The organism is Pseudomonas sp. GXM4 (assembly GCF_008923895.1).
In the GTDB taxonomy this organism is placed as follows: Bacteria; Pseudomonadota; Gammaproteobacteria; order Pseudomonadales; family Pseudomonadaceae; genus Aquipseudomonas; species Aquipseudomonas atacamensis.
Window position 1 is genome coordinate 1 of sequence record NZ_WBRZ01000177.1, and the last position, 12,142, is coordinate 12,142.

At 61.8% G+C, this 12,142-nt stretch carries 14 protein-coding genes and 1 other RNA gene; 5 read left to right on the forward strand and 10 right to left on the reverse strand.

Annotation, left to right across the window (positions count from 1 at the left end; all coding sequences use genetic code 11):
* Window positions 1-108 precede the first annotated feature (108 nt).
* The 9 genes from gcvH to F8N49_RS19570 form a co-directional block, all read right to left on the reverse strand.
* On the reverse strand, window positions 109-492 hold the full coding sequence (gcvH, locus tag F8N49_RS19530) for a glycine cleavage system protein GcvH (protein ID WP_122751187.1): 384 nt from the start codon (window positions 490-492) through the stop codon (window positions 109-111).
* A 47-nt stretch (window positions 493-539) separates the two neighbouring features.
* Window positions 540-1,622: a glycine cleavage system aminomethyltransferase GcvT gene (gcvT, locus tag F8N49_RS19535; protein ID WP_071172161.1), complete on the reverse strand. Its 1,083-nt coding sequence runs from the start codon at window positions 1,620-1,622 to the stop codon at window positions 540-542.
* A gap of 155 nt (window positions 1,623-1,777) precedes the next feature.
* Window positions 1,778-3,394: an iron ABC transporter permease gene (locus tag F8N49_RS19540; RefSeq protein ID WP_151552185.1), complete on the reverse strand. Its 1,617-nt coding sequence runs from the start codon at window positions 3,392-3,394 to the stop codon at window positions 1,778-1,780.
* A 153-nt stretch (window positions 3,395-3,547) separates the two neighbouring features.
* Complete coding sequence (locus tag F8N49_RS19545) at window positions 3,548-4,552, reverse strand: extracellular solute-binding protein (protein ID WP_016772637.1); 1,005 nt, start codon at window positions 4,550-4,552, stop codon at window positions 3,548-3,550.
* 245 nt (window positions 4,553-4,797) lie between these two features.
* Window positions 4,798-6,015 carry a 2-octaprenyl-3-methyl-6-methoxy-1,4-benzoquinol hydroxylase gene (locus F8N49_RS19550; RefSeq protein ID WP_178117023.1) on the reverse strand — a complete coding sequence of 406 codons (1,218 nt, stop codon included), beginning with the start codon at window positions 6,013-6,015 and terminating at the stop codon, window positions 4,798-4,800.
* Between the two features lie 9 nt (window positions 6,016-6,024).
* On the reverse strand, window positions 6,025-6,510 hold the full coding sequence (locus F8N49_RS19555; protein ID WP_039757437.1) for a DUF4442 domain-containing protein: 486 nt from the start codon (window positions 6,508-6,510) through the stop codon (window positions 6,025-6,027).
* Window positions 6,503-7,690, reverse strand: a complete 1,188-nt coding sequence (ubiH, locus tag F8N49_RS19560; RefSeq protein ID WP_122705607.1) for a 2-octaprenyl-6-methoxyphenyl hydroxylase — start codon at window positions 7,688-7,690, stop codon at window positions 6,503-6,505. The genes F8N49_RS19555 and ubiH overlap by 8 nt, the downstream gene beginning before the upstream one ends.
* Window positions 7,687-9,021: a Xaa-Pro aminopeptidase gene (pepP, locus tag F8N49_RS19565; protein ID WP_016772634.1), complete on the reverse strand. Its 1,335-nt coding sequence runs from the start codon at window positions 9,019-9,021 to the stop codon at window positions 7,687-7,689. Before pepP ends, ubiH begins: the two co-directional genes overlap by 4 nt.
* Window positions 9,022-9,048: 27 nt before the next feature.
* Window positions 9,049-9,606: a YecA family protein gene (locus F8N49_RS19570; RefSeq protein ID WP_110644472.1), complete on the reverse strand. Its 558-nt coding sequence runs from the start codon at window positions 9,604-9,606 to the stop codon at window positions 9,049-9,051.
* A 125-nt stretch (window positions 9,607-9,731) separates the two neighbouring features.
* Between F8N49_RS19570 and F8N49_RS19575 the strand changes: the two genes are divergently transcribed.
* From F8N49_RS19575 to F8N49_RS19590, 4 genes are all read left to right on the forward strand, one after another.
* On the forward strand, window positions 9,732-9,941 hold the full coding sequence (locus F8N49_RS19575; protein WP_151552189.1) for a TIGR02449 family protein: 210 nt from the start codon (window positions 9,732-9,734) through the stop codon (window positions 9,939-9,941).
* The gene (locus F8N49_RS19580; RefSeq protein WP_016772632.1) at window positions 9,938-10,255 is read left to right on the forward strand and encodes a cell division protein ZapA; all 318 of its coding nucleotides are present in this window, start codon (window positions 9,938-9,940) and stop codon (window positions 10,253-10,255) included. The genes F8N49_RS19575 and F8N49_RS19580 overlap by 4 nt, the downstream gene beginning before the upstream one ends.
* A gap of 30 nt (window positions 10,256-10,285) precedes the next feature.
* Window positions 10,286-10,464, forward strand: a non-coding RNA gene (gene ssrS / locus F8N49_RS19585) — 6S RNA.
* Between the two features lie 80 nt (window positions 10,465-10,544).
* Window positions 10,545-11,150, forward strand: a complete 606-nt coding sequence (locus tag F8N49_RS19590; RefSeq protein WP_151552191.1) for a 5-formyltetrahydrofolate cyclo-ligase — start codon at window positions 10,545-10,547, stop codon at window positions 11,148-11,150.
* 35 nt (window positions 11,151-11,185) lie between these two features.
* Here F8N49_RS19590 and F8N49_RS27935 read toward each other — a convergent pair whose 3' ends face one another.
* A complete protein-coding gene (locus tag F8N49_RS27935) occupies window positions 11,186-11,341 on the reverse strand; it encodes a hypothetical protein (RefSeq protein WP_024014743.1) in 156 nt (51 codons plus the stop codon).
* Window positions 11,342-11,538: 197 nt separating this feature from the next.
* Between F8N49_RS27935 and F8N49_RS19595 the strand changes: the two genes are divergently transcribed.
* Window positions 11,539-11,991, forward strand: a complete 453-nt coding sequence (locus tag F8N49_RS19595; RefSeq protein ID WP_151552193.1) for an EVE domain-containing protein — start codon at window positions 11,539-11,541, stop codon at window positions 11,989-11,991.
* The last annotated feature ends 151 nt before the right edge of the window (window positions 11,992-12,142 follow it).

A 12,142-nucleotide genomic window follows, 5' to 3' on the forward strand; every position in this document is an offset into this window, starting at 1 on the left:
AGCTCCTACAGGGGAATGTATTTCAAAGGTAGGAGCTGCCGAAGGCTGCGATCTTTTGATTCTGAAAAAAAGCCCCGACGAATCGGGGCTTTGGGTGTTGCCGGCGACTTACTCGCCGAGTGCAGCCTTGTACCCAGCAGCATCCAGCAGCTTGTCCAGCTCGGCCTTGTCGCTTGGCTTGAGCTTGAAGATCCACGCGCCGTACGGGTCGGAGTTCAGCAGTTCGGGCGAGCCGCTCAGGTCTTCGTTGATCGCGATGACCTCACCGCTGACCGGGGCGTAGATGTCGGAGGCGGCTTTCACCGACTCGACCACGCCGGATTGATCACCGGCGGCGAACACCTTGCCCACTTCAGTCAGCTCGACAAACACCACGTCGCCAAGCGCTTCCTGCGCGTGATCGCTGATGCCCACGGTGACGGTGCCGTCGGTTTCCAGACGCGCCCATTCATGACTTTCGGCAAAACGCAGTTCGGCAGGGATATCGCTCATCTTCGGTTCCTCGGAAATTGGTCAGCGGTCATGCCCGCCAGAAAAGGTTAGATCAAGGTTTTGCCATGGCGCACGAAGGTCGGTTTGACCACTCGCACCGGATACCACTTGCCACGAATTTCCACTTCGGCGCGGTCGGCGGTTGCCATCGGTACACGCGCCAGGGCAATCGATTTGCTCAGCGTAGGAGAGAAACTACCACTGGTGATCTCCCCTTCGCCAACATCGGCGATGCGAACCACCTGGTGAGCGCGCAAAACGCCGCGCTCTTCCAGTACCAGACCGACCAGTTTGTGCGCCACACCGGCGGCTTTTTCCGCCTCCAGCGCCGCGCGGCCGATGAACTGCCGCGAGGCTGGCTCCCAGGCGATGCTCCAGGCCATGTTCGAGGCCAGCGGTGAAACGTCCTGATGAATGTCCTGACCGTACAGGTTCATTCCGGCCTCGACACGCAAGGTGTCGCGAGCACCGAGACCGATCGGCGAAATACCCGCACCGACCAGATCGTTGAAGAAACCCGGCGCCTGATTCGCGGGCAGGCAGATTTCCAGGCCATCCTCGCCGGTGTAACCGGTACGCGCGATGAACCAGTCGCCGTCGATGGCGCCTTCGAAAGGTTTGAGTTGCTGGATCAGCGTGGCGCGGGACTGGGTGACCAGTTCGGCAATCTTGTGCCGGGCCTGCGGGCCCTGGATGGCGAGCATCGCCAGCTCGGCGCGCTCGTGCAGTTGCACGTCGTAGGCGCCGAGCTGGGCGTTCATCCAGGCCAGATCCTGATCGCGGGTCGAGGCGTTGAACACCAGCCGGTACGCGTCGTCGAGGCGATAGACGATCATGTCGTCGACGATGCCACCGCGCTCATTGAGCATGGTGCTGTACAACGCCCGGCCGGGGCGGTGCAGACGTTCGACGTCGTTGGCCAGCAAATGCTGGAGCCAGGCTTTGGCCTGGGCGCCGGTGACATCGATCACGGTCATATGGGAAACATCGAACACCCCGCAATCGCGGCGCACTTCGTGGTGCTCCTCGACCTGCGAGCCGTAATGCAGTGGCATGTCCCAACCGCCAAAATCGACCATCTTCGCGCCGAGCGCGAGGTGCAGGTCATACAGAGGCGTACGCTGTCCCATGGGTTTCTCCTTCCGGGCGTGGCGAGGGTGCGGACCGCCGCTATACGGCTGAAAGCCTTGATGAATAAGGCTTGCAGCCGATTCCAGCGCACGGGTCTGTCAGACGAACCGCACCGAATGCCGCGCATTGTAGCCGCATGATGTAGGACTGACGACTAAGTATTTCGGTGCGCCGAACGTCGAATCAATCCGATCACCGGCAACAACCCGACCAGCACCAGGGTCAATGCCGGCAATGAGGCGCGCGCCCATTCGCCTTCACTGGTCATTTCGAAGATGCGCACCGCCAGCGTGTCCCAGCCAAACGGGCGCATCAGCAGGGTCGCGGGCATTTCCTTGAGCACATCGACGAACACCAGCAACGCGGCGCTCAAGGTGCCGGGCAGCAATAGCGGCAGATACACTTTGAAAAACAGTCGCGGCCCACTGACACCCAGGCTACGTGCCGCTTCGGGCAAAGATGGCCGTATACGCGCCAGACTGCTTTCCAGAGGCCCATACGCCACGGCAATGAAGCGCACCAGATAAGCCATCAGCAACGCCGCGAGGCTGCCAAGCAGCAACGGTTTGCCGGCACCGCCAAGCCATGACGAAAGCGGAATCACCAGTTCACGATCCAGATAACTGAAGGCAAGCATGATCGACACCGCCAGCACCGAACCGGGCAAGGCGTAGCCGAGATTGGCCAGACCGACGCCGGAGTTGATGGCTGGGGTCGGCGCCAGACGCCGGGCAAACGCCAGCAATAGCGCAACGCTGACGGTGATCAGCGCGGCCATCGCCCCCAGATACAGCGTGTGCAGAATCAGTCCGGCGTAGCGCTCGTCCAGATCGAAACGTCCACGCTGCCAGAACCACACGATCAGTTGCAGCACCGGGATGACGAAGGCGCAGGCGAACACCAATCCACACCAGCCTGTCGCCGCGAACGCCTTGAGCCCGCGCAGGTGATACAGCGCCTTCACCCGTGGCCGCTCATTGCTGGCCCGATTCGCCCCGCGCGCACGGCGCTCGCCGTACAGCACCAGCATCACCACCAGCAGCAACAGACTGGCCAGTTGCGCAGCGCTGGGCAGGCTGAAGAAGCCGTACCAGGTCTTGTAGATTGCCGTGGTGAAGGTGTCGAAGTTGAACACCGACACCGCGCCAAAATCGGCCAGGGTTTCCATCAGCGCCAGCGCCACGCCTGCGCCAATCGCCGGACGCGCCATCGGCAGCGCAACCCGCCAGAACGCCTGCCACGGCGACTGCCCGAGCACCCGCGCCGCTTCCATCAGGCCTTTGCCCTGAGCCAGAAACGCGGTGCGCGCCAGCAGATAAACGTAGGGATAAAACACCAGCACCAGCACCACGATCACCCCGCCGGTGGACCGTACCCGAGGCAGGCGCAGGCCGGTGCCGAACCATTCGCGCAACAGGGACTGCACGGGGCCGGCGAAATCGAGCAGGCCGACGAAGACGAACGCCAGTACATAGGCAGGGATGGCGAAGGGCAGCATCAGCGCCCAGTCGAGCCAGCGCCGACCAGGGAACTCGCAGAGGCTGGTCAGCCACGCCAGGCTGACACCCAGCAGAGTCACGCCGACACCGACGCCGAGGATCAGCGTCAGGGTATTGCCGAGCAGACGCGGCATCTGGGTTTGCCACAGGTGCGACCAGATCTGCTGATCGATGGTCTGCCACGACAGCAGCAGCACGCTCAGCGGCAACAACACCAGCGCGGCGATGGCGAAGACGATGGGGTACCAGCGGCGTTGGGCGGGGTGGGCCAAGGAAACAATCTCGTTCAAATGATTGTGCCCACGCTCTGCGTGGGCACACATCCTGTGACGCTCCGCGTCACGCTTTCAGCGGCACGACGCAGAGCGTCGAGGGCTGCATTCCCACGCGGAGCGTGGGAACGATCAACAGTTACACGAAACGCCTCAGTTCCACCCCGCCCGATCCATCATCCGGATCGCCTCGGCCTGACGTTTGCCCGCCACTTCTACCGGCAAGGTATCAGCAATGAACTTGCCCCAAGCCGCCACTTCTTCCGATGGCGCCACCGCCGGGTTGGCCGGGAATTCCTGGTTCACATCGGCAAAAATCTTCTGTGCCTCAGGCGTGGTCATCCATTCGACCAGGGCCTTGGCCGCTTCCGGGTGCGGTGCATGTTTGGTCAGGCCGATGCCCGACAGATTCACATGCACACCGCGATCGGCCTGATTCGGCCAGAACAGCTTCACCGGCAGTTCAGGCTTTTGCTTGTGCAGGCGACCGTAGTAGTAGGTGTTGACGATGCCGACGTCGCACTGCCCGGCGTTGATCGCTTCCAGCACTGCAACGTCATCGGAGAACACGTCAGTGGACAGGTTGTTGACCCAGCCCTTGAGGATTTTCTCGGTCTTCTCGGCGCCGTGGACTTCGATCATGGTCGCAGTCAGCGACTGGTTGTAGACCTTCTTCGCCGTGCGCAGGCACAGGCGGCCTTCCCAATTCTTGTCGGCCAGCGCTTCGTAGGTGGTCAGTTCACCCGGCTTCACCCGCTCGGTGGAATAGGCGATGGTCCGCGCGCGCAGGCTCAGGCCGGTCCAGGCGTGGGTGGACGAGCGATATTGCAGGGGGATGTTGGCGTCGATGGTTTTCGAAGTGAACGGCTGAAGGATGCCCATCTGCTCGGCCTGCCAAAGGTTGCCGGCATCGACGGTGAGCAGCAGATCGGCGGTGGCGTTTTCACCTTCGGCCTTGATGCGCTGCATCAGCGGCGCTTCCTTGTCGGTGATGAACTTGATCTTCACCCCGGTCTTGGCGGTGTAGGCATCGAATACCGGTTTGATCAGCTCATCGATGCGCGACGAGTACACCACCACCTCATCGGCGGCCTGGGCAGTGGTGCTGCCGATCAGGGTCAAGGCCAGTGCGGTCAGAAGACGCTTGGGTGCCAACATGGGAGTGGTCTCACGGTCGGGAAAGGTGGGCCAAATGATAAGGACTCACATTTACCTTCTCAATCGAACACTGGGGGAAGGAGTTACCAGATGTTGCACAGCGTTTTTTTGTGTCGGGTTTGCCGACGCCATCGCTGGCAAGCCAGCTCCCACAAAGTTTTCGGTGTGTCCAACATTAATGCTTCACACCGACCACTGTGGGAGCGGGCTTGCCCGCGATGAGGTCAGCAGCAACAACGAACATCTCAGGGTTTGGCCAAGGCCGGAAGGTCCCCCGTCAGCCCCAGCGCCTCGCGCACAAACAGCGCCTTCACCTCGGGCATCTGCTCGACCAGTTTCAACCCGGCATTGCGCAACCAGCGCAGTGGCAGCGGGTCGGCCTGGAACAACCGCTCGAAGCCTTCCATCGCCGCCATCAGCGCCAGATTGTGTGGCATGCGCCGACGCTCATAACGGCTCAACACTTTGACATCCGCCAGTCGCTCACCACGTTCATGCGCTTGCAGCAGCACTTCCGCCAGCACCGCTGCATCGAGGAAACCGAGGTTCACACCCTGCCCGGCCAAGGGGTGAATGGTGTGCGCCGCATCACCGATCAAGGCCAGGCCTTCAGCGACATAATGTTTGGCGTGACGCTGACGCAGCGGCACGCACAGACGCGGGTCGGCGCTGATGACTTCACCGAGGCACCCTTCGAACGCGCGCTCCAGCTCAGCGCAAAACGCAGTCTCTTCCAGCGCCATCAAGCGCTCGGCTTCAGCCGGTGTGGTCGACCAGACGATCGAGCACCAGTCCTGCTGACCATCACGTTCCAGCGGCAGAAACGCCAATGGCCCGTGATCGGTAAAGCGCTGCCACGCGGTTTTGCGGTGCGGCTGGCTGCAGCGCACGCTGGTGACGATGGCGTGATGCAGATAATCCCACTCGCGAGTCGCCACCCCAGTGAGACGGCGCACCGCTGAATTGGCGCCGTCCGCCGCGATCACCAGCGGTGCGCGCAAGGTGCGGCCATCGGCCAGGGTCAGCAGCCAGTCATCGCCGGAACGACGCATCTGCTCCAGCCGCGCATTGGCCAGCATGCCCAGGTCGCAATCATGCAAACGCTCGAGCAGCGCATCCTGGACCACGCGGTTTTCGACGATGTGGCCGAGCACATCGGCATGCACACTGCTCGCCGAGAAATGAATCTGCCCGGTGCCGCTGCCGTCCCACACGTGCATGTCGGTGTACGGGCTGCTGCGCCGCTGGGCGATGCCGTCCCAGACGCCAAGGCGTTCGAGAATGCGCTGGCTCGCCGCCGACAATGCGCTGACGCGCGGTTCGAATGCAGCGTCGGCAGCGAAGGGTTTGACACTCAGCGGGCTACCGTCGAGCAACAGCACTTCCAGCCCACTGTCCTGTAACGCCAGCGCCAGGGCGCTGCCGACCATTCCGGCTCCGACAATCAGCACATCTGCGCGCATTTCCATGCTTTAGGCCTGTCTCGCTTGCGGCTTGAGCCGCACGTAAAGGGTTTTACCGACCCGCGCCACGAGGTTGCCGGCGCCGTCATGAATGTCGACCTGCAACTGCGGCAGGTATTTCTCGCCGTTGGCGGTCTGCCGGCGGATCTCGTCGAGCAGGGTCTGGTCGATGTTGAACCGGGCGAACACCGGGCCTTTGCCCGGCGCAATGAAATCGATGTCGGCGGCCTTGTCCCAGACGATGTATTTCGGGCCGAGGTTTTCCATGAGCATCAACATGAAGAACGGGTCGACCATCGAATACAGACTGCCGCCAAACTGGGTGCCGACGTAGTTGCGGTTGTACCAACCCAAACCCATGGACACCTGCACATCGCGAAAGTCGTCACTGATGTGCCGAACGCGCACTCCGGCGCCGAGATACGGTGGGTAGAAGGTCATTACCCAGCGCATCAACCGCGCCTTGCCGAATTTTTTGCTCAGCCACTCAAGCATCCGGACGGGTTCCCAGGCCCATCGCCTGCCGGGCGAACCAGCGCTTGGCTGGCGGCAGCAGGTCGAGGCCGAGCAGGCCGAGATTGCGCCCCAGCGACACCAGCGGCTGGGTGCTGCCGAACAGGCGCGTGACCTGATCGGAGAAGCCCACCGTCAGGTCCTGATCGAGGCGCTGCCGTTCGCGATAGGCTTGCAACGTGGCGAAGTCGCCCAGCGGCTTGTCGCTGGCCAACAGCGCGGCAGCCAAGGCGTCGGCGTCACGCAGCGACAGGTTGAAGCCCTGCCCGGCGATCGGGTGCAGGCTGTGTGCGGCGTTGCCGAGCACGGCCAGATGTGAGCGCACCTGTTCTTCAGCTTCGATCAGTGACAGCGGATAAAGATGCCGTGCGCCGACCTGTTTCAAAGTGCCGAGGCGGTAACCGAACACGCCTTGCAGCTCGCTGAGAAAATCACGCTCGCTCAATTCAGTCAGACGCTGCGCATCCATGCCCAGACGGGTCCACACCAGTGCGCAGCGATTGTCCGGCAACGGCAGCAGGGCCATCGGCCCCTCATCGGTAAAGCGCTCGAAGGCCATGCCGTTGTGCGCTTCACTCGGGGTGATGTTGGCAATCAGCGCGCTCTGGTTGTACGGGCGCTTGCGCACGTTGATGCCCAACTGTTCGCGCAACCCGGAGCGGCCGCCATCGGCGAGCACCGCGAGGTCGCATTCAAGGGTGGTTTCATCGTTGAGGGTCAGGCGATAGCCATCGGCCAACGGCTCCATGCGCATGACTTCCGCCGGGCAGCGCCACGTGATCACGTCTTTATCGAGGTGTTGCCACAGGCACTGGCCGAGCCAGGCGTTTTCCACCACGTAACCGAGCGCTGGCACACCCTCTTCCATCGCCGACAAGCGCGCGGTGGAGAAGCGGCCACGGTCGGAGACGTGAATCTGTTTGATCGGCTCGGCTCGGCGGGAAATTTCCTGCCACACGCCCAGGCGCTGATAAATCTGCCGCGAGCCGAACGACAACGCCGAGGAGCGGGCGTCGTAGCTCGGCTGCCAGCTGTCGCCGGGGGCGAACGGTTCGATCAGGACGATTTTCCAGCCCTGCGCCTTGGCCCCGGCCTGCAACGCCAACGCCAGACTGGCGCCAACCAGACCGCCACCGATGATTGCCAGATTGACTCGACTCATGCTGCGTGTGTCCTTGCTTGTGCCATCAGCGCTTCGATCTCGGCGACGGTTTTCGGCACGCCGCTGGTGAGAATTTCACAACCGGATCGGGTCACGACCACGTCATCCTCGATGCGCACGCCAATACCGCGCCATTTCTTCGCCACGTTCTGATTGTCCGCCGCGATGTAGATGCCCGGCTCCACGGTCAGCGCCATGCCGACCTCCAGCACACGCCATTCGCCGCCGACCTTGTACTCGCCAACGTCATGCACATCCATGCCCAGCCAGTGGCCGGCGCGGTGCATGTAGAAAGCTTTGTAAGCTTCGCTCGCAATCAACTCGTCGACCTCGCCTTTTAGCAAACCGAGTTTCACCAGCCCTGTGGTAATCACTCGAACCGTGGCTTCGTGCGCCTGATTCCAGTGCTTGTCCGGGGCGATCTCGGCAAATGCCGCTTCCTGGGAAGCCAGCACCAACTCGTAGATCGCCTTCTGCTCCGGCGAAAACTTGCCGTTGACCGGCCACGTACGGGTGATATCGCTGGCGTAGCAGTCGATCTCGCAACCAGCGTCTATCAACACCAGATCGCCGTCCTTGAGCAGCGCGTCATTCTGCTGGTAATGCAGGATGCAGCTGTTGCGCCCGGCGGCGACGATCGAACCGTAGGCCGGCATCTTCGCCCCGCCCTTGCGGAATTCGTAATCCAGTTCGGCTTCGAGGCTGTATTCATACAGCCCCGGACGACTGGCCTGCATCGCGCGGATATGCGCCTGCGCCGAAATCCGCGCGGCTTCGCGCATCACCTTCACTTCTGCCGCCGATTTATACAGGCGCATGTCGTGCAGGAGGTGATCCAGGGCAACGAATTCATTCGGCGGCTGCGCGCCGAGGTGCGCCTTGGAGCGGATCACGTTGATCCAGTCCATCAAATGCCGATCGAATTCAGGGTTGCTGCCCATCGCCGAATACACCCGGTCGCGGCCTTCGATCAGGCCCGGGAGGATGTCGTCGATATCGGTAATCGGAAAGGCGTCGTCGGCGCCGTACTCGCGGATCGCGCCTTCCTGCCCGGCGCGCAGGCCATCCCACAATTCGCGTTCGGCGTTGCGTTCACGGCAGAACAGGATGTACTCGCCGTGCTCGCGGCCGGGCATCAGGACGATGACGGCTTGTGGCTCGGGAAAACCGCTGAGGTACTGGAAGTCGCTGTCCTGACGGTAGACGTGCTCGACGTCGCGGTTGCGGATTGCCACCGCGGCGGCGGGCAGGATCGCGATGCTGTTGGGTTCCATCTGCGCCATCAGGGCCTTGCGGCGACGGCTGTATTCCGCTTTGGGGATGTGGGTCATGGGCAGATGGCTTTCCCTGGCACGCGATTAATGCAGCGACGGCTTGGCGGCTGGCGGCACATCGGCTTTTTTGGTTTCCGAGAACAGCAGCAACGGCGCGACGCGCAGGTATTCCATGACTTCCATGTAGTCGGATTCGCCGTCTTCGGATTCTTCCAGCGCGTCCTGCACCTGAGCGATGGCGGCCAGATCCCGCAGCACTTCGTTGGCTTCGTCACTCAGTGCATAAGCACGGCGGGTCAGACCGAAACCGCTGAGGAAGCCCTGGCACCACTCGCCCAGTGCGGCGGCGCGCTCGGCCAGCGGTGCATCGTCGGTCGGCAGCAGCAGCACGACGGTGATGTCGGCGCCGGTCAGCTCGCCTTTGACCATCTCCTGCAGGCCGATCAGGGCGTTGCGGACGTTGTCCTGGATATCGCCTTCGAGCAGTTCGGCGGCGTCGATCAACCAGCCTTCGTGATCGAAGCCGGCCCCGGCGCAACTGCGCCCGAGCAGCACGCCGTGCAGTTCGGCAGGCGAGACGTTGTGGCCGCTGGCAGTCAGCAGGGTGGCAAAGGCTTGGTACGGGGAATTCGCAATGGTCATGGGCAGCTAGGCGCCAGACGGCGCTATGTCTAGAATGAAGGCCTTGTATCCTACATCGACAGCCCCGCCAAGACCATTAAAGGCTGTCCGCCAGTCACCACCCATCAGACGAACACGTGGACCCAATGGAAGACACCGACCTGCAAGCGCTGATGGCCAGACTCGAAGTGCTGATTGGCCGAGTCGAGCAACTTAAGAGTCAAAACGCACTCTTACTAGCTCAGGAAAAAACCTGGCGCGAGGAACGCGCTCACCTCATTGAAAAAAACGAAATCGCCCGGCGTAAGGTCGAATCGATGATTTCGCGCCTCAAGGCCCTGGAGCAAGACTCATGAGTTCAAGCAATAGCGTTACCGTGCAGATCCTCGACAAAGAGTATTCGATCATCTGCCCGCCGGAAGAACGCAGCAATCTGGTCAGCGCCGCCCGCTACCTGGACGGCAAGATGCGCGAGATCCGCAGCAGCGGCAAAGTCATCGGCGCCGACCGCATTGCCGTGATGGCCGCGCTGAACATCACCCACGACCTGTTGCACAAAGAAGAGCGCCCGGACATCCAGGCCAGCGGTTCGACCCGCGAACAGGTACGCGACTTGCTCGATCGTGTCGATCTGGTCCTGGCCGACGATCAGAACACCGCCAAGGGCTGATTCGACTGACAGCTTGAGGTATACTCGCGGCACTCCCTGGGGTGCTTGCCAGTTGACGATGTCCCGGAGCCGATTCGCACTACCCTGGAAGTTGCACGTTGGGCTGGTGTGCATGTCCGCTAGACGGAAAGCCTTAAAGTCTACTGCTTCTTCCACCTTGAACTTTCGGGTTCAAGGGCTGAGTTGACAGCGGTTCATCCGGGGAGCCTGATTCGAATCCGATGTCGGTGTATGCCGACATCGGATTTTTTATGCGTACGTTTTTGCATCCACCTGCCGAAGCCGAACCATGACCGAACCCGCGCTGCTGCCCCGCCCGCAACTCCGCCGCCTGCTGCGCAAGGCGCGCCGCGCACTGACGCCGGGCGAACAACGCCGGGCTGCCAAAGGCCTGTTCCGGCAATTGGCGCAAGACCCGCACTTTCGCCGGGCGAAACATATCTCTCTGTATTTGCCCACCGACGGTGAAATCGATCCGCGCCTGCTGCTGCGCGAAGCCCTGCGTCGTGGCAAGGCGACTTATCTGCCGGTACTCAGCGCGTGGCCACGAACGAAAATGGTCTTCCAGCGCATCCGCCCCGGCGAAAAGCTCACGCCCAATCGCTTCCGCATCCTCGAGCCCCGGGCCAATCTGGCTCGGCAACGCAAGGTCTGGGCGCTGGATCTGGTGCTGTTGCCGCTGGTGGGGTTTGACGATGTCGGCGGGCGCCTGGGCATGGGCGGCGGATTTTATGATCGCAGCCTCGCCTATCTGGCCCGCCGCAATAACTGGCGCAAGCCGACGCTGCTGGGCCTGGCCCATGAGTGTCAGAAGGTCGAGCGTTTAGCGCAGGCGAGTTGGGATGTGCCGTTACAAGGCACGGTTACCGACAAGGCGTGGTATTTCGCAGAGTAGACGCCGCATGGAACAGCGGCGTCGAAGAGACAGGTTCAGCGTTTGAAAGCGGTCGACTGTTGCACCTGTTGCGCCACTTCAATCGGCGCGTCGGTCTTGTTCGCCCACAGGCTCTGCGCGTAACCGGTGGTCACCACGCCCAGGCCAAACAAAATTACCAAAGTCCATAGCAAATCCGGTTTGCGTTTCATCGATTGCCCCCCTCAAGGCACATCATCACGATGACAGCAGCGGTTTCCGTTCGTAGGCCGTGCAGCAGCGTCAAGCTTTAAAGGCCGGCATTTTGCGGCAACGTGAACCTGTGCGCAAACGCTGACGTCAACCGACTGTCGGTTTGTCATAAAATTGCCCGACAACCTGCCCAATGACCGCTTCAGGAGCACACCACATGGCCTACTGGCTGATGAAATCAGAGCCCGACGAACTCTCGATCAAGGGCCTGGAAAAGCTCGGCAAGGCGCGCTGGGACGGGGTTCGCAACTATCAGGCGCGCAATTTCCTGCGGGCGATGGCGGTCGGTGACGAGTTCTTTTTCTACCATTCCAGCTGCCCCGAGCCGGGGATTGCCGGGATTGGCAAAATTATTGAAGCGGCCTATCCCGATCCGACGGCGCTGGAGCCGGACAGCCATTACTTCGATCCGAAAGCTACGCCGGAGAAAAACGCGTGGAGCGCGATCAATGTCGAGCATGTCGAGACGTTCGAGCGGGTGTTGAAGCTGGATTATTTGAAGCAGCAGACGGCGCTGGCGGAGCTGCCGCTGGTGCAGAAGGGTTCGCGGTTGTCGGTGATGCCGGTGACGGCGGAGCAGTGGGCGGCAGTCATCGCGCTCAAACCCTGATTCATTTTTGCCTGATAAATGGCTTTCGCGAGCAGGCTCGCTTGTATGGTAGGACTTGAAGGGAGGAGGAGGGACAAGGCTCGATTCTGACTGTTAGCGCAGTACAGACCGTGGGAGATTTTCACCCTCCTCCTTTCACCCAAGCGCCGAT

Excerpts from the sequence above, each read along its gene's own strand:
- gcvH (WP_122751187.1), bottom strand. The coding sequence starts at position 492 with ATGAGCGATATCCCTGCCGAACTGCGTTTTGCCGAAAGTCATGAATGG.
- gcvT (WP_071172161.1), bottom strand. The coding sequence starts at position 1,622 with ATGGGACAGCGTACGCCTCTGTATGACCTGCACCTCGCGCTCGGCGCG.
- F8N49_RS19545 (WP_016772637.1), bottom strand. The coding sequence starts at position 4,552 with ATGTTGGCACCCAAGCGTCTTCTGACCGCACTGGCCTTGACCCTGATC.
- F8N49_RS19550 (WP_178117023.1), bottom strand. The coding sequence starts at position 6,015 with ATGCGCGCAGATGTGCTGATTGTCGGAGCCGGAATGGTCGGCAGCGCC.
- F8N49_RS19555 (WP_039757437.1), bottom strand. The coding sequence starts at position 6,510 with ATGCTTGAGTGGCTGAGCAAAAAATTCGGCAAGGCGCGGTTGATGCGC.
- ubiH (WP_122705607.1), bottom strand. The coding sequence starts at position 7,690 with ATGAGTCGAGTCAATCTGGCAATCATCGGTGGCGGTCTGGTTGGCGCC.
- pepP (WP_016772634.1), bottom strand. The coding sequence starts at position 9,021 with ATGACCCACATCCCCAAAGCGGAATACAGCCGTCGCCGCAAGGCCCTG.
- F8N49_RS19570 (WP_110644472.1), bottom strand. The coding sequence starts at position 9,606 with ATGACCATTGCGAATTCCCCGTACCAAGCCTTTGCCACCCTGCTGACT.
- F8N49_RS19575 (WP_151552189.1), top strand. The coding sequence starts at position 9,732 with ATGGAAGACACCGACCTGCAAGCGCTGATGGCCAGACTCGAAGTGCTG.
- F8N49_RS19580 (WP_016772632.1), top strand. The coding sequence starts at position 9,938 with ATGAGTTCAAGCAATAGCGTTACCGTGCAGATCCTCGACAAAGAGTAT.
- F8N49_RS19590 (WP_151552191.1), top strand. The coding sequence starts at position 10,545 with ATGACCGAACCCGCGCTGCTGCCCCGCCCGCAACTCCGCCGCCTGCTG.
- F8N49_RS27935 (WP_024014743.1), bottom strand. The coding sequence starts at position 11,341 with ATGAAACGCAAACCGGATTTGCTATGGACTTTGGTAATTTTGTTTGGC.
- F8N49_RS19595 (WP_151552193.1), top strand. The coding sequence starts at position 11,539 with ATGGCCTACTGGCTGATGAAATCAGAGCCCGACGAACTCTCGATCAAG.